Origin of the sequence: Dolichospermum sp. DET69 (genome assembly GCA_017355425.1) — a bacterium.
GTDB lineage: Bacteria > Cyanobacteriota > Cyanobacteriia > Cyanobacteriales > Nostocaceae > Dolichospermum.
In genome coordinates this window covers 1-16976 of record CP070234.1, presented here as the reverse complement: position 1 = coordinate 16976, position 16976 = coordinate 1, and the positions used below count along the sequence as shown (strand labels likewise).

The window sequence follows — 16976 nt, the reverse complement described above, 5'->3', positions numbered from 1 at the left end:
CTCTATAAAGGGACGGGATATTACGGCAATTTGATACAATCAATGTAAATTCTGTTAAATTGGGCTAAAATTTAATAGCTAAATAGCAGTTAATCTTGCAATGAACCCCTACGCTATCCTTAATCAGAACAAATATCAACGTGTTAGTGATGGCATGAGCCGACCCTTGCTAGAAAATTGCGAGACTGCCTCACATATCCTTATTTTAGTTTGGCCACAACTTGGAGATTTTGATAGTCTTGAATATGCGTGGTGGTTGCAGCGTGAAGCTAAAAACTTGACAGATAAAAAACTCGCTATTCGTGCGGTGGGAATTGGTAATCTCGCTTCTGGCACAAAATTCTGTGAATATACAGGATTTCCGCCGGAAAATTTATTTGTTGAACCTGATGGAGAACTACATCACCAACTCAATCTCTATTCTGGTCTGAATCTTTCTCTCCCTGGGTTTGCTGAGTCCCAGAAAGCTTGGCTAAATCTAATTTTGATGTGTGCAGGGATTGGTAGTCCGGGAACGTTGGCGGAAGTTTTTCGGGGATACAAGGGCGACCGCAAAGCCCCTCAACTGATTGGGGATAATGAAATCATTCAAGGTACTCCTCTACCTGCCTTCCAAGGCTCATTTTTCCAATTAGCCGGCGGCAGTGGCTTTCAACGCCCCTTTGAGTTAGCTACTCTGCGGCTACGGAATATGGTGGAAGTCCTCAGAAATTGGCAGACTTATGTACCGAATTCTGCCTACTTAACTCAGCGTGGTGGCACTTTTTTGTTTGATAGCAAAGGTCAGTTACTTTACGAACATCGAGATCCAGGAATTCTCGGCTTTGCTGCTAATATGAGCCAACCCCTATCATTTTTATCCTTAATTGAAACAGACAACTGTGCGTAAACTATATCGCTTTCTTATTTGCCAAAATTGACAGAAGAATGATAATTCCACTGCACCGGATCTAAATCATAGTAACATTTTAGTTGCTGATAAACTGCCGGATGATGAAATAACAATTTGTGTGGTTTTTCAAAGAAAGTTTCAGTCGCTACAGCAAAAAATTCTGCGGGATTCGTTGCACCATAACTATCCATGACATTATTTCTACCTTCGAGAACATCATGACAAAGTTGTTGATATGCTTCACTCATCACTTTAGCCCAAATTGAATAGTCAGAATTGCGTTGTAAAATCGGCACACCTTCAGCTTGACCATCCTCTTGATCTAACTGATGGGCAAATTCATGCAGGACAACATTATGTCCATCTTGCCAATTAAAAGTATCCTGTTTTACCTGTTCCCAAGACAATATTAACTGGTCTTTTGTCCATGATTCCCCTAGTCTAGCGACACGCCTTTCTTCAACAACATAATTGCTAATAGCAGCCGTTTCTTTAACAATATAGGCACTGGGATAAACCAAAATTGAACGCAATTTTGGGAAGTATTCTCCTCGTTCATTAAGTAGAAGTAAACAGGCAACAGTCGCAATAATCAGTTTCATTTCTTCTGTTACCTGTAATCCTCTACAGCCAATAAATTGCTTTTCGGTTAAAAACACTTGAATATGTCCTTGAAGTCGCCTTCTTTCATCTGATGACAGATAGAGATATATAGGAAGATTATTCTCAATAACGGCATTCCAAAGGGGAGGAAAAGGGCGACGTTTAAGACGGTTTCTTCTTCTTTTAATGAGGAAGGGATTGGCTAAAATCCCAATGATAATTAGCCCAATAATGACAAAGACAATAATTGTTTCAATCATTGATTATTGGTTGCATTACTGCCATATTTGATGAAAATTTAAAATCATATATAGGAATCATATTTAATTCTTGAAAACCTCCATACACTTTACTTGTTCACTATCTACACAGATAATTTCACAACTCAAATACCAGTTCTATATTAGCTAAATTGTTGAGGATAAAACCAGCTTATCCAAATAACTCCCGATGTTGATAAGCAAACGGTGAAACATCCTGACTCGATACAGGTTGAGCATAAATAGCCTGATTGCGAATAGCTTGCATTTGTTCTGATTCTCGTTCCATTGCTGGGGTAAATTGCGATCGCTGTCTCAACAAATCCTCAAACTCAATTTGTCCTGCTCTACCTTGAGCAAAAGCATTCTCAGCACAACGACGCACAGCATTACCAATTTCGGCTGGAGTACAAATTCTATACTCAGCTAACAGCCTCCGCCACTGCTCATCACTCCAAGGTGAATCATTGCCTGAAAAAGCTGAAAAATACTTAGCTAAATGCAAATTGAAAACTTCGTATCTTGCCCCCTCATGGGGTAAATCCACAAAAAAGATATCATCAAAACGACGCACTAATTCCGCAGGTAGCATTTCTAGACGGTTGATAGTGGCAATCGTATAAACAGGCTCTTGGTGTTCCTGCATCCACGTTAACAAACCCGCAGACAACCGCCGGGCTACACCTCCGTCTGCATTCGAGTCCCAACCGGCAAAACCTTTATCAAAATCATCCCAGTAGAGAACGCAGGGAGCAAGGGATGTTACCAAAGCAATAAATTCCTTTAAAGCTCGGTCAGGATGAGGACTACCCAATAGTACACCCCAATTAGCGGCTAACAGTGGCAAGCCCATTTTCTTAGCGGCTAACTTGGCAGATAAACTTTTACCTGTTCCTGGTGGTCCCCATAACAACATTCCTGTGGGAAACTTCAAATTATATGTTTGTGCTTCTGGTTGCAACAAACAGGTAATAGTTTCTAACCTTGTTGCCAATAAATCTAACCCCGCAGATGAAGGGATATCCGGTTGGGCAATGTACTCTAAACCCCGTCCCTTTAATTTGTTAACTTTATGATCAAGAACTAATTGGGCGATATCCTCAAGTTTATCTGCAAAACCTAAACATTGTTTCAGTAGCAAATTTATCTCGCCTCTGGGTAAACCTTGACAGGCACGAATTAGCAATTGCAATGCTTGGTTTGTTGAATTTGTTTTTGAGTAAGGATAGCCATTGCCTAAAGTCGAGTGCGAACAACAATCAAAAAACTGCTGTACAATCAGTTCTACCTGCTGTTGGTTTGGCAATGGATTAGACAGTACAGGAATAAAAGGCTGTAATTCTAGAGGTAGTTGAACGTAAGTTTCTAGTAATACCCAATAATTATCTTGCTGACTCCACAAACCTTGATGATAAGCATTCAGTAATTGATAGCTAAGTTTTTGACTAATTTGGCTACCATTATTTTCCTGTAACACTCCCTCTAACAAATAAATACCTGGTTGATAGTCTGACAAAAGATACTGAATAATATTCTGGTTTTTACCCCTATCACTTGACTGTAAGATGTACTGACCTTGATGCTGAATTAATTGTTGTAGTTCACAGTAACCGGGATTCCAGAGAAAGACTGACAAAGATTGCTCCTCACCCCAATAATAAAACTGCTCTAAAATCTGCATTCTGTCAGGCGTATGATATTCCACAGCCACAATTGCCGTATTTTGGTTAGCTAGGGCAGGCCAGTCTGTCAATTTCATGAATTTGATGTGAATGACTTACTTACCTCTTATAGAGCAAATTGATTACTAATGCCTTAGCCTTATGGATAATTATTGCTAACCAATCGGCTTTGTTATAACCTAAGCAGAGCTTGAGCAAGACGCACTAAATTTTCGATAAACTCATAATGTTGCCAAAGACAGCGATTGCTTTCATCTAAACCTTGACTGCGATTTTTGTCTAAGAGAGATTCAATTTCAGCCTGAACCATAGGAGAAAGACGGAGAGTTAAAATTTCTTGAGGAGACGGTAACTTTGCCAAAAACTCTAAAACTTCAGTTAGTCCAGAAAAACCTGTCGCCGGATTAGCACTAATTTCTCGCAATCCTAAAGCCAAAATTTGGGGTAAATCTTCCTTGCGAGATTCTAAATTTCGCGCCATTTCATCAGGTATGTCTAAAGTAATTTGCATAATTTTTGGCTCTTCGGTAATATAAATTATATATAAATTGCCTCGGCTAAAACACGCTCACGAATCCGGGGTTTAAGCCCATTCTTAGTAACAACATCCACCTTCAAGCCAAACAACTGACTTAAATAATCCCTAAGTTCCACCAACATAATAAAAGTAGGCGCTGTTTTATAATCAACCAAAATATCTATATCACTTGCTTCCGTCTCCTCTCCCCTAGCATAAGAACCAAAGATCCAAATTTCTGTAATTTGATAAATTTCACAGAGAGATTGCTTTTGTAGTGAATACTTTTTATCATATTTTATCGTCAGCCACAGTTAATTTAATCTTAACAAACACAATTATTTCCGCCTTGCTTGCAATTTTTTCATCCCTTCCAAGACTGCACCCGACTTTCTGCTTCCATCGGTAATACCTCCGCCCGTTGACGAATACGAGCAAGCACTTCATCCCGTTGCCCATAACGTTTTTGCAACAAATCACGGACTTCTTGCTCCATCGAAATCCCCTTTTGTGCCGCCAAGCGTTTAATGCGCTCAAGCAACTCATCAGATATATTGCGAATAGTAATTTTTGTCATACTGCCTCCTTTACTAGTGCTAATCTACTACTGACTCATGTTGGCGTTTGATGATAGCTCTGTAAATCTCTGTCTAGTGACCAGATAAATACTTCACTCATGGGGAAACGTTTACACGATTTATTAAATTCTTTAATGATGCTGAGATCCCCGAAGCTTGTTCCTTCTTGTTTATCGGGAGCTTTGTTTTTACCAGCCAACTCCGGGAACTGGTCAATCCATAACATTATCTCTGTTGTGTTTGGGAATGTAGTAGTTCGCCAGGGAGCTTCACCTGTGAATGCTTCTTTAACTGCTTTAACAAAACGTAAGGCTGTTTTCCTTCGCATTGTGCCGTCGCCGTTTTGGGCAATATGGTTGCCTGTTTCGAGAATGGTCGCCATAGGCAACAAAAAAGTACAGCCAGATTGAGCATAGGTCTGAAAATCTTCGAGAACTGATGCTCTATGTTGATTATAGTTGGGAACGTTAAGTATTTCCAAGAATATGCTGGTATCAATCAGACAAATACTACTCATTACTGTACTCCTGCAAACGAGACAGCCATGCCAGAGCTTGCTGTTTTCTGTCTTCAGGTGTGTGCGGTGACTTAACGAACCTATCCACTACTCCAGCAGTTACCAGTTGTCCTAATGGTCCTTGCGATATGAGACTGGGGAAATCATACATATCCCCAAGCCTGATCAGGCGACTATTTCCTTGATTCCCTTCCTCTGGATCTCGGAAACAAAAGACTACATCACCCAGGGCAGCATCGGGTAAAGCATCCATTAGGGCTGGGTTGTGTGTGGAAAGCAGCACTCGTAATTTACGCCGCTCGGCAATATCTCGGATGCTGGTTAGTAGATGCTTGGCACGGTTGGGATGAACACCGTTGTCAATTTCTTCGATAACTACCAAACTTCCTTCAGTTGCCGATAGCATAGCTGCTGCGATCGCTAACACCCGCAATGTGCCATCTGATAATAATGCGGCTTCACAATAGCGACGGGTATTACCAAAAGTTTCGGCTAATCGCACCATGACTTCATCTCGTGGACCAACAAGGAAATCTAGCCCTTCTATAGCCTGTTCTGGTAAACTCTGGATAAAGTTGAGAATTGCCTGTTGATTTTCGGGTTGGTTCTCCCACAAGCGATAGAGAACGCTGGACAGATTAGTACCATCTTCTTGTAATCGCTTATCAGATTTGAAGCTGTACTCGCGCATTTTGGCGGGAACGGGATCTAGAAACAGGATATTCTGTAAGACTCGTTGATATTCGCGGACTGTTTCAGGAATTATCTTTTGGGAATTTTCATATTTGGCATCAAAACGGGCAGGGCTGTCTAATTGCACAAAGATAGCCATTTGATCACTGCACGTTATTCGTGGCTTGTTCTGCCCTCTTGTAAAGTTGTTATATGCCACACTAACATCAGTATTTATCCCTTCTGAAGGCTGATTTAACTCATATAGTGGGACTGAATTTGTTAAGTCAGCAATTCGCTCATTACTGATGTGCAGTTCTCCATCACGGACATTCAGGGTTATATTGAGTTCGTTCCATTCTGTTGAGTCTAAACGGCAACCGATGGTAAAATTTGATTCTCCTCGATGGCATAAATCATTGACTCGACCACGTACAACACGTTCTGCACTATTCACCGCATATTGAATGCTGGAGAGTTTTTGCCCTTGTGCCAGCCATGACAGAAAGCGCAAACCTTCCAGGGCGTTACTTTTACCTGCGGCATTAGCTCCTATGAGGACAGTCAAAGATCCTAGAGGCAATCGGCTCTTCGACAGGTGGGACAGTGGGACTGCCGAACTGTTCAAAGTTCCGCTTGTACTGTAACTTTTAAAGTTGGCGAGGGTAAATTCGGTTAGCATGGCACTCATCTTACAATTTTCCTCTAAATGCTCGATTTTATAGTGAAGCAAAGAGGAGATTACGCAAATATATTCGTCAGTATTCGCTCTTGTTGCTCCTGTTTAACTTTGTACTTTTTTACTGCTTTATTGAGTATGAATAAGCATATATAGCATTTCCTAGTCTAACGGGGTACAAATTTATCTGTGTTTATCTGCGCTCATCCTTTTCCATCTGCGGTTAATTCTTTTTGCTCATACGTCACTTAAATGGGAATTGCTATAGTAATTCTAAATAAAATGTGAATGCCTTTTGTTGCCTGTTTTATCATTCAATATGGCTACGCCTCGCCAGCTATAATAACTCAAATCTGATTGCTATATCACCAGAATAATCCACTTGTTTATTTGGATATTTACAAGTGTAAATAGTTGTCACAGCAAAGATAGATTTAGAATCTTAATCATGAAATTGGAAATAAATGGAGATGAAAGCCGCGATTGCGGCAAGGAGGTGAAAATTTCACTTTCTTAAAGGAGTTTGTTAAATGGCAATCGCCAAAACTCGTACTAACGGCAATACTCGCCATACAGCTAATGGTAAAGTATCAGCAAAAACAAATAACACAGCTACCGCAACTAAATCTAAGGCAGTAAAGGCTTCACCACAACAGGAAGCATTAGCCTTATTGAAGGAATTGCGAAATTTAATCTTCAAAGAGTACGGGATTAAATTACAGTTACGAGACTCCAGAATTTCTACCAAAATCGGTCATGCAGCCCGTGAAAAACTCGGACTTGATATTGCTGCTCAAGTCAAAAAGAAAGGTGGTAATAAAAAGTTCGATTGGCAGAAATGGAACAGCAAATTATTTCCTAAATTGTTTGGACAACCAGATGCCCTCAAATATGCACCAGAAGTAGTTGCTATTTTCATGAGTATGCTGTACGACACAATCAGCAAAGACCCGGAGCAAGCAATAGCTGATTTAGTCGAATTCAACCGGGCATCACTAGAACGTCGCAACTCATTCCAAGAACAAGAAGTGGAAGAACTGGATGATTTAGATAACGAACTTGACGAGGACTTGGACGAAGATGAGGATGATGACGATGAACTCGATGAGGACTTGGATGAAGATGACGATTTAGATGAAGATGATGAGGACGATGACGAGTAATTGATTCTCAATAAGTGACAGAATTATAACTATAAATAACCATGTATTGCTACTAACAATACAGGTTATTTTTTTATTGACTTTGAACAAAATAATGCAGAAAAATCAGAGTTATTACTTCTTGTAATATTTCAAACAAAGTTTTAAAGTTATAAATTGTCATTGTCTAAATGCGGAATAAATTAGAAACTGAAAACATTGAATTTCATGTAATTAAAAGTATAAAATTTTATCCCATGAGCCATAGCTTATATGACGAAGTAGGAATCATCCGCCAAATTATGCTAACAGCAATGCCTATAAAAACTAAATTTAGTAAAACAAAGTTTGGAAAGAATCAACGTATCCCCTCAATATATCGGGGAAAGAGTTATTCAAGCACCCATGACAAACCAAAGGAATTGAGAACAGATTTTTCCCGAATAATAGTTGCCAAAGATGGAATATTTCCAAGCTGAGAAATCCGGTCGCGGATATATTCAAAAAAGCTGATACCCAACTGACGAGTAGTAGCAACAAGAGACATAAAAGTATCCCAAGCCTGAGTACCCTCAACAGTTTGAGTGGCATAACTAATATTACGTTCACGGTACGTGCTGCACCATCGTCCTAGCAGCTAACTCCGCCGGATTATTATGCAAAGGCAATTCAGGATGCTCTAATACTAAAAGCAACTCGGAAATTTTCAGCAGCGTTAATCGTTTTCGCTCATCCAACTGTTGATAACCACTTTCTGTAGAAAAAAGCGTCCAAAATTCCGACCTAAGTTCGTCAGCTTGCTCCTGACAAGGAGAATCTCGATAAGCTAATAATTTCCGGTAATATTTCCAAAACTTATCCAGAAAATCTTTTAAAATCGTTTGGTGACAAGCAATAAACGGACTTAACTTTTTATAATGTCGTCCCTCATGCACCCAACACAAAGCAATATTATCAGTCAGTAACTTAAATTGGGGAGCATCATCACACACCAGAGTTTGCACCACTGGCCAATCAGTTTGTTGATGATAGAAAGCAATAGCCGCTGCTTCCATGATTCGAGTTCGTTGTTGGGAACCAAGTTTGGGTAGATAGGTATCCAGTAGGGCATGAAACTGTTCGGAGTTCAACACAGTTTCTTGCGGTAATAGTTGGAGAGCGTCTTTATATTTATTCGGTAGTGGGAAATTTATCAGTAACTCATAAGTAAATTGATTGAGAATAAACTCCAGTTCTTTGGTATTCTGCAAACCTTTGAGTACGGTCAATCGGTCTTTCTTGGGAGTTGTCAAGTAGACTGTATATAAAGGGTTACAGATGACATTGGTAGTATGGTTGACCCCACCAACACGGGCAGCAGTTTGGTCGAAGTGTTGCCAAGGACTGCTCTCTAGTCCTGCTGAATATACTTCTGTTTTTTCTGTTTCAAAATCAGCATGGTTTTTAATCAGTAGATTAGATAAATACCCCGCTGACATGGAAATTCCTATATCCTCTAAGAATTCTAACAACTTGCCTTGGGTCATGTTGCCCCCGTAGTACAAGCTGATAACTAAGGTTTTGATTCCTGGACCGAATTCTCCTTCGTAACCGCTTGGCAGTTCTGCCAAATAGGTTTTCTTTTCTAAGGGTGAGTAGTATTTCTCTTTCCGGAATAGTACGTTATCGGTTGTCAGGATGATGTCTTGGATGATTACTTCTTCATACCCTTTAAACTGTGCGTCTGCTGGTAGTTTGTCTTGGGGGTATTCTAATATTTGTTTTCGGTTTATTTTAATGGCTTGATTTTTACTGCCCTTGGAGTGCTGTTTTGGCGTTTTCCTTTCTTTCTCTGATGAGTGTTTGTTTTCAAACCCTTTCTTGTTCTTGGCTTTTATGTCTGGTTGACCTTGTTCTCCCTTCAAGCGGTTGTTTTCATCTTTTAACCGTTGATTTTCTGACTCTAAGCCTTTGACTTTTAATTCTAATTGCTCTATTAGATTCAGTAATATCTCTACTGTATGACGCATTGATTCGTCTGCAATCCCTTTTGGCTCGATGGTTTGCAGTAAATCTGATATTGATTTGTCACTCTCAATAATTTTTTGCGTCATGTCTTCTATTCTATGACACTGTGTGTACCTCGTTGCACTTATTTTCCTCTGTTACCCCTATTTATTGAGCCGATACGAATCAACGAATGTAAATTTCAGCGAATTGCATCTTTCGATGCGGTTTCTATGAGAAAAACAGAAAATATCAAGGAGTAATTCTCATGCTGAAGACTCGCAAAGCCACTAAAACAGCCTCTAAAACTAAAAAACACATTCCAGCTTTAGAGCGAGTAATTACTTATCAGGAAAAAGTCCACTTGATGGTAATTGAGGTATTACGGGAAGAATCGGGGAGAGAATTAGCAGCTACCGCCCGATTTAATGAACAAGAGTTTGATTGGGAAAAACATAACACACAGTTTCGTAACGATTACCTGAACACACCATTGAAAGAATTGGTGAATTATGCCCGCAAACTTTACGGCTTGAATAATCTGGATGAAATTCGAGATAGACGTGCTGCTCATAAAGCTGCTCGCTCTAAACGCATGGAGGGACTTAATGGTTTAAGTAATAACTCAGATGACTGGATAGATGAGGATTTTGAACAGGATGAAGATGACGAAGATTTAGAAGTTGAAGATTAATTATTATGCCCCGATTCCAATAATTCGGGGCATTTCATTGGAGAGCGTAGCTAATACAATCAACAGAATTGAAGACAATAATTGCAACTGAATTTTAGCTTTAGCAATCAAAAATTGAATTTTAATTCAGAAGGCATCTGTCGATGCTATCTATGCGAGATCCAAGTAAGTAATTCGTTAATCAAAGGACAATGCTATGAAACGTAATCAGCAACAAACTAAAGTTTTAGAAAAAGCGATGGAATATCAAGGTACGGAAAATCCAATCAAACGGAAACGTAATCAGCAAGAAACCAAAGCTTTGGAAAAAGTTATGGGATATCAAGATAAAGTACGATTAATGGTACTCGAAGTTTTACGAGAGGAGACTGGACGAGAACTCGCTGCTAAAGCCCGGTTTAATGAAGAAGAATTTGATTGGAACGAACACAACACAGAGTTTCGTCTGGACTATGCTGATACTCCCATCAATGAACTGTTAGCTTACGCTAAACGTTTCTATGGATTAAAGGATTTGGATGCAGTGCGCGAGCGACGCAAGGCTCACAAACAACAACGTGCAGCTAGATTTGCTGAAGCATCTTAAGTATCTACTGCTGAAAACAGCAACCCCACGTTTAAGTGGGGTTACTTTTTTGCCCACCCACCCTTACCCATAAAAACTGTATTTTTGAGGCTAAATTCGCATAACCACACCTTAACGGACGGACACCACTACCGTTACAAAAATTAAGTTTACTTAATATTCCTTTACAATAAGGTCATGTAAGAGAAGCAAAAACAAACTTCTCAATGCTCACATAACAGGTAAACGCCATGAATAGCACAATTCGGGTTGGCAACCTCTTTGGAATACCTTTCTATATACATCCTTCCTGGTTTTTAGTTCTAGGTTTGGTAACTTGGAGCTACAGCAGCGGACTAGCGGCACAATTTCCCCAATTAGGTGGAGGATTGCCTTTGGTACTAGGATTAATGACGGCACTGTTGTTATTTAGCTCAGTTGTCGCCCATGAATTAGGACACAGCTTTGTCGCTATTCGCCAAGGAATTGATGTTAAATCAATTACACTGTTTATATTTGGTGGACTGGCAAGCTTAGAAAAAGAATCGTCAACTCCAGGAGCAGCTTTTTGGGTAGCTATTGCCGGACCAATAGTTAGTTTGATGCTATTTGCTACAGCGACAACAGTTGGTTTTGCGACTGCTGCATCTGGACCGTTAGCTGCTATCCTTGGTCTACTAGCTTCTGTTAATTTGACATTAGCTCTATTTAACCTCATTCCTGGCTTGCCTTTGGATGGAGGAAATATACTTAAAGCAATAGTTTGGAAAATTACTGGTAAATCCTATAAAGGAGTGGTTGTTGCCAGCCGAATTGGACAAATCTTTGGTTGGTTAGCGATCGCTTCTGGTTTAATTCCTCTACTATTTTTGGGTAGCTTTGCTAACTTCTGGAACTTGTTAATTGGCTTCTTTTTGCTACAAAATGCTGGTAATGCTGCCCAATTTGCTAGAGTGCAAGAAAAACTCACAGGTTTAACAGCAGCGGATGCTGTAACTAACGATAGCCCGATTGTCAAAGCGAATTTGAGTTTAAGAGAGTTTGCTGATCAACGGCTCTTAAATGCTCAGGAATACCGCCGGTTTTTGGTGACAGATGAGCAAGGACAATTGTTAGGAGCGATATCAGTTGATGACTTGCGAACTATTCCCAATACATTGTGGGCAGAAACTCAAGTTCTCAAAGTCATGAAACCAATTGAGCAGTCTAGCACCGTACAATCGGATCAACCGTTGCTAGAAGTAGTACAGTTACTCGAAACACAAAAGTTATCAGCACTGACTGTAATCCGTGATAATGGTTTTCTGGTTGGTATTTTAGAAAAAGCTGCAATTATCAACTTACTTCAGAACAAAGTACAAACAAAATTTGCATAATCTCTTCAATTCTCCAAATAAAAACTCAAAATTGCCTTGAAAAGAAAGCAGTTTTGAGTTTTTGATGTTTGTATATAGATAAGTAAGCTAATCGTTATCTATGTTTTCCAACCAATTCTCTATTAGTATGGGTTTTCAGCCCAGTTTTATTTAAGTTAAATGCTGATTAGCTTATTCAAAAAATATGCTCCTACAAGGCTGTAATTATGGAATCAAGAAAACAGCTATATATCCGGTCTAAAAAACTTATCCAAAACCAGACACATCGGGAGAAACCATAGATTTAAATGGCTGGTTAATTTACGTTATAGACCCAGACATAAATTTAGGCTGAAAAATCACTTTTTTTTCACAGGTACAGGTAGAGGTTTACAACCAACACCACCAAATGTGGCAATTCTCGGAGTAGAAAATTGACTGGTCATTAACTCGTAAATTTGCTGATTGGACAGTTGAATTTTGTTAACTTCAATTGTTGGTTTCGCTCCTCTTTTATTTACATAAATAAGGAGATCCGCCCAATAAAACTGGGGTTGAGAAGGTTGAGAGTATTCAGGATAACAGCCTTTAGAACTAATTGCTAATTTATGAGCTACAGCAGACATTGATGGTAGAGGAATACCTGTGCGAACCAATTTTGCTTCTTCTACTAGACCCCACAAACGTAATTTGTGCTTGATACAGCGTTTACCGTCTTTAACTGGAGCAATAATATTATCACAAATCTTTACTTCAACATCATACATTGGTGGGTAATTAGGTATAGATGAAGTCTGAGCTTTGGTGATATTGTTTTGTTGATTAGTGTTTAAATCAGCGCTTGCATTAGTGCAAGCTACTAAAATTCCTCCTATTACTAATAACCAAGTTAAGCGAAGTTTGCGGATCATCATTTATTTCACTCCTATTTCACAATTAAACAACTAACAACTAATTTTTTGATTGAGAAACAAACTTACGTTGATTAAGAGGTTGCACCCAAAGAGTACAAAAACCTGATACGGCTTTTTTGCTGCTTGCTCCCATTTCTAGAGTTACCCCTAAGCGTTTTACTTCCTTCGTACAAGTTAATTGACCGGCACTATCTCGACTCAATAAATCTCGATTCCATTCCATGAAATTACGAGCAAACTTACCTTCATTAGTGGTTGTCCATGCCAAAGCATTAGCTTCTTGTTGAGTCAATTGGCGTGAACCAGTTGGGTCTAAATTGCTAGATTGATACCAAAGCATTGCCCCTATACCCAGAATTCCACCCACTGTTGCGGTAATCAATAAGAGTATTCCAGCAACAATTAATGATGGAACTGAATGAACGGCACGCTCAAATTCTGTATGCTTAATTAATGTCGTGACTGCGTGAGCGATCGCTTTCTGCTGTCCTTTGACTGCTGCTTTTTCATAGCTTTGCAGATGCTCATAAAGTTGGGTTTGCCACTGGTCAAACATTGTCTCCATTTCTTGAGGACTGTCTTCTAACAACACTTGTAGTCTGCCAGTCGCAATCATCATTAGAAATGCTGGATCATCAGGGTCAAGTCCGGTTTGAACAACTATTTCCCAAACCCTTGCTTTAAAAGCATCATCCTTACCACGAATAGCTAAATCTAGTAAAGTAGGGTAAGGAATCCGACTTAAACCTCTACCTCTAGCAGCGACTGAATCCAAAAAATCATCATCTAAATCGAGTTCTTCAGGGTGATAATTCTTCATAGGATAACGAGTAATTAGGAAACGAGCGAGTCTATGACTAAGGAGGTTAACGTTAAAAATAGTCGTTGGGGCAAGGCAGGGTGCAGGGAGAAAGAGTTTGAGCTTTCTTTACTTCTCTTCACATACCTTTAAATTTTTCGGTTAACCTACTTAAAGCCAGACTCCGCTATTAGATTGAAGAGTGTCAAATAGGTTATTTTTTGGGAGCAATTCTCCGATTAGTATTAGCACTATCAGTATTAGCACTATCAACTTTTTCTAATGGGGGAGTAATTGAAGCTACTGGTGGGTTCCAAATTTTAGCTTTTTCAATTTCCTCAAAAGCTTGTTTGAGAAAACTATGTAATCTCTGTTTACCTAATATTCCTAAATCTTTATAATCTTTAGCTTCAGAAAAGTTTATTCGTTTCGCATCAAGGATATTCCGTTCTCGGTAACTAAACTTGGGAAAATCAATTACTGGGACTTTGTAAGTCTTGATTAAATCGTTTAACTCCTGATTTTCGTCTATGTGTTTCCAATCATCACATAAACCAAAGTTACGGATAAATATATGTTTGACCCTCTTTTCAAACCGTTCGATAGATTGCATAAATAACTGCACACTATCATATCCTCCACTACAAACAAACCATTTATGTATCTTGACCTTGTTTTTACCACTAATTTCTAAAATTTGATTACGCTCAATCCAATCGGTTACTGCTGGATAGACTTGAGCAGGTAAGTTGACAATCACAGCAGTTTCAAGTGCCAAATTAAAGATTTCATCAGCTTCATAAGCTTTGCGCTCTGATTCACTAAAAATGGCTGTTTTATGATTGTCTGGGTAAAATGCACCTACATCTGGATTACTTTGGTCTGCTTCCACCAATTCATAAACTAATTTATTGTCAATGCAATATTGCACCATAACTCTGGCAAACAAAGACTTGCCAACACCACCTTTTTCACCATCAATGAAGTGAATTGCAGCCATGTTATTTACTCCTTTGTGATTTAACTATGTTATTAACTAACCCTGTTCTGTCAGAGTAGGGAAAATGCAATATTTGAAAGGTCTGTGAGGGTTTGGTTTTGACATTTTATGCAATAATTTGATTTTTTAATACATAAAAAAGCGTCAAACCTTGATGAAATAAGAGTTACAAAAGATGGATTCGATTATTGTTTTCAGAGAGTGACAGAACAGGGCTAGTTTGACAGAAGCTGTTTACGAGTGATCCCTCCTAATGGATGTAAAGAAACATTTCTGTTTCTTAGAAAAGGATTAATCTTGCATTAATAGAACTCTCCGAAAATTAGGTTTTCAGCTAGACAGGTTAAAGGTTTCAGATTCTTTTTCGGAGATGTCTAATGGATAATTAAATATCTGCGAACATATCGTCATCGTCATCATGAAAAGAGCCTTTACCGGGAATGAAAGAGTCAGAATCAATTTGATTATTTGCCTGATCACTATTACCTTCGTCTTCGCTACTACTACTATCATCATTACTAGTGAAATTACTAGCATCTAAACCAAACATAGCAGCCAAGGTTTGAGGATTAGTCATCGTACTTAGAGGTATAGGCAAAGCATCACTTGATTTGAGTGGTAATCCTAATTCGATTCGTAAATAAGTTAAATGTTGCTCCAGAGAATGACAACAAGTCAACCCTATTTGACGCAGTTCTTGTTCACTAACACCTGCATCTGCTTGTACTTTGTATGCTAACGGTAACCAGCACATTCTTAATGCCTGCAATAGCATTTCTTTGCTGGTACTAAGTCCATTACCTTTTTGCAAGTATGTAATTAACTTTCCATCAGCAGTATCTGAGTAAGCACGAAGCCGAAAACTCAAATTTTTATATTGTTTGTCAGTATCATTTGCTTCAGGCAATTTCCCACTACCATTACTATTGGGCTGTTTATTATTGTCATTATTTTGAGGCTGTTTCTTATTAGTCATGCTACTTTCTCCTTTTGCCCTCTAAATCGCATAAATAAACCAAAAGCATCAATTAACCTAAATGACAAAGTTTCCTGCTCTCGAAATGTATGGTGATCATCATTTTTTGCATTTTTCAATGCTGCTTGTACCTGTTGCTGTAAATCATTACCCCAATAAGTGGTAATTTCTTCAAAACAATCCTGTAACTCTTGCTCTAAGTACAAAGCTGCACCACCACTCAAAATCACTTCGTTGACAGCAGGTAAAGTGGATTCCAGCCAATCGTAAAGCCTAGACCAATACTCAGATTTAGCAGTCGCAATAGCATTAACAATCATCTGCAACTCATAATCAATGTTTTTTGCGTCTCTACTTTTAACCAAAGCACGAATTGCTTGATTATCTGCTGTAATATCTGAACCGGCTGCATAGATAGCAGCAGTCAAAGTAGTGGCATCCTGTCCAGAGGTGCGTTCAATTACCCGCTTTACCATTTGGTGGAAACCCAGCCCATTGGTATAACCCGCTGTCATCTTGCCTCGTTCAAATAAGAGTAGACTGGTATTGCGATGCCCAAACATCAGCACGGCAATGGTTTGGGCGTTAAACCATTCTTTCCCGTTCTGGCGTTGACGAATCATCGCTAATCCCGCACCTTCAGGCAGACACTCGAATCGTTCCAGTTTTACCCGCAACCTTTGACCCCGAAATTTAAAATCTTTGAGTGCCACTCGCAACTGTTCTTCAAAGGCTTGACGATTTTGATATTCTCCATAGGGTAATAGTGAAGTAAGGGATAACGAGAACCTGTTGGGCAATTTATTGTGTTGAGCGATCGCACCAATTACTGCTAGAGCTTTGTCAATTGAAGTTTCGTACTTGAGTTTATCTAATCTGGCGGATGCTGAAAACTGACGTGCCAGGAATCCAACTACTGTACATTGTGTATCACCATCTACCGCACAAGACACCCAAGCTTCATCTACTGGTTTAGAAGATTCAAGACCCTTGCGACTCGACATATAAGCGTCAATTGAACTTTGGGGCAACTTCAGCATTTCTGGTTCCATTGTCATTAAACATGGTTTGCCTTCAGTTGCTAGTTCATAAACAATCTTGGTCAAGGAAGCACCAGGGTCAAAACTAACAATCAGGTTTGACAT

18 protein-coding genes and 2 pseudogenes are annotated in these 16976 nt (G+C 39.2%); 5 read left to right on the top strand and 15 right to left on the bottom strand.

Translation table 11 applies throughout. The features are described from left to right. The first annotated feature begins 100 nt into the window (after positions 1-100). A complete protein-coding gene (locus EZY12_26820; protein ID QSX70962.1) occupies positions 101-889 on the top strand; it encodes an AhpC/TSA family protein in 789 nt (262 codons plus the stop codon). Between the two features lie 14 nt (positions 890-903). Here the strand turns inward: EZY12_26820 and EZY12_26815 are convergent, their stop codons facing one another. The 7 genes from EZY12_26815 to EZY12_26785 form a co-directional block, all read right to left on the bottom strand. Next, a complete protein-coding gene (locus EZY12_26815) occupies positions 904-1755 on the bottom strand; it encodes a zinc-dependent peptidase (GenBank protein QSX70961.1) in 852 nt (283 codons plus the stop codon). 172 nt (positions 1756-1927) lie between these two features. Then, positions 1928-3514: an AAA family ATPase gene (locus EZY12_26810; GenBank protein ID QSX70960.1), complete on the bottom strand. Its 1587-nt coding sequence runs from the start codon at positions 3512-3514 to the stop codon at positions 1928-1930. A 95-nt stretch (positions 3515-3609) separates the two neighbouring features. Further along, entirely contained in the window at positions 3610-3948 is a 339-nt protein-coding gene (locus EZY12_26805) for a hypothetical protein (GenBank protein QSX70959.1), read from the bottom strand. 26 nt (positions 3949-3974) lie between these two features. After that, positions 3975-4262: a nucleotidyltransferase family protein gene (locus EZY12_26800; protein QSX71017.1), complete on the bottom strand. Its 288-nt coding sequence runs from the start codon at positions 4260-4262 to the stop codon at positions 3975-3977. A gap of 56 nt (positions 4263-4318) precedes the next feature. Beyond that, positions 4319-4531 (bottom strand): hypothetical protein, encoded by a 213-nt coding sequence (locus EZY12_26795; protein ID QSX70958.1) that lies wholly within the window; start codon positions 4529-4531, stop codon positions 4319-4321. A gap of 35 nt (positions 4532-4566) precedes the next feature. Continuing rightward, positions 4567-5049, bottom strand: coding sequence for a hypothetical protein (locus tag EZY12_26790; protein QSX70957.1), 483 nt, complete (start codon positions 5047-5049; stop codon positions 4567-4569). Next, complete coding sequence (locus EZY12_26785) at positions 5042-6412, bottom strand: AAA family ATPase (protein ID QSX70956.1); 1371 nt, start codon at positions 6410-6412, stop codon at positions 5042-5044. Before EZY12_26785 ends, EZY12_26790 begins: the two co-directional genes overlap by 8 nt. Before the next feature lie 518 nt (positions 6413-6930). Between EZY12_26785 and EZY12_26780 the strand changes: the two genes are divergently transcribed. Further along, entirely contained in the window at positions 6931-7563 is a 633-nt protein-coding gene (locus EZY12_26780; protein ID QSX70955.1) for a primosomal protein, read from the top strand. Positions 7564-7933: 370 nt separating this feature from the next. Here EZY12_26780 and EZY12_26775 read toward each other — a convergent pair whose 3' ends face one another. From EZY12_26775 to EZY12_26765, 3 genes and pseudogenes are all read right to left on the bottom strand, one after another. Continuing rightward, on the bottom strand, positions 7934-8089 hold the full coding sequence (locus EZY12_26775; protein ID QSX70954.1) for a hypothetical protein: 156 nt from the start codon (positions 8087-8089) through the stop codon (positions 7934-7936). Positions 8090-8147: 58 nt separating this feature from the next. Next, a complete protein-coding gene (locus tag EZY12_26770; GenBank protein QSX71016.1) occupies positions 8148-8546 on the bottom strand; it encodes a transposase in 399 nt (132 codons plus the stop codon). Between the two features lie 702 nt (positions 8547-9248). Beyond that, positions 9249-9635: pseudogene (locus EZY12_26765) on the bottom strand (hypothetical protein). Positions 9636-9796: 161 nt separating this feature from the next. Here EZY12_26765 and EZY12_26760 point away from each other — a divergent pair. From EZY12_26760 to EZY12_26750, 3 genes are all read left to right on the top strand, one after another. After that, positions 9797-10222, top strand: a complete 426-nt coding sequence (locus tag EZY12_26760) for a hypothetical protein (protein ID QSX70953.1) — start codon at positions 9797-9799, stop codon at positions 10220-10222. 196 nt (positions 10223-10418) lie between these two features. Then, positions 10419-10808, top strand: coding sequence for a hypothetical protein (locus tag EZY12_26755; GenBank protein ID QSX70952.1), 390 nt, complete (start codon positions 10419-10421; stop codon positions 10806-10808). A 230-nt stretch (positions 10809-11038) separates the two neighbouring features. After that, positions 11039-12163, top strand: a complete 1125-nt coding sequence (locus EZY12_26750) for a site-2 protease family protein (protein QSX70951.1) — start codon at positions 11039-11041, stop codon at positions 12161-12163. 338 nt (positions 12164-12501) lie between these two features. Here the strand turns inward: EZY12_26750 and EZY12_26745 are convergent, their stop codons facing one another. The 5 genes and pseudogenes from EZY12_26745 to EZY12_26725 all read right to left on the bottom strand — a co-directional run bounded on the left by EZY12_26745 (position 12502) and on the right by EZY12_26725 (position 16976). Further along, positions 12502-13056, bottom strand: coding sequence for a hypothetical protein (locus EZY12_26745; GenBank protein QSX70950.1), 555 nt, complete (start codon positions 13054-13056; stop codon positions 12502-12504). A 37-nt stretch (positions 13057-13093) separates the two neighbouring features. Then, a complete protein-coding gene (locus tag EZY12_26740; GenBank protein QSX70949.1) occupies positions 13094-13876 on the bottom strand; it encodes a hypothetical protein in 783 nt (260 codons plus the stop codon). Between the two features lie 262 nt (positions 13877-14138). Next, positions 14139-14855: pseudogene (locus EZY12_26735) on the bottom strand (mobilization protein). 385 nt (positions 14856-15240) lie between these two features. After that, positions 15241-15831, bottom strand: coding sequence for a hypothetical protein (locus EZY12_26730; protein QSX70948.1), 591 nt, complete (start codon positions 15829-15831; stop codon positions 15241-15243). Beyond that, a complete protein-coding gene (locus EZY12_26725) occupies positions 15828-16976 on the bottom strand; it encodes a ParM/StbA family protein (protein QSX70947.1) in 1149 nt (382 codons plus the stop codon). Before EZY12_26725 ends, EZY12_26730 begins: the two co-directional genes overlap by 4 nt.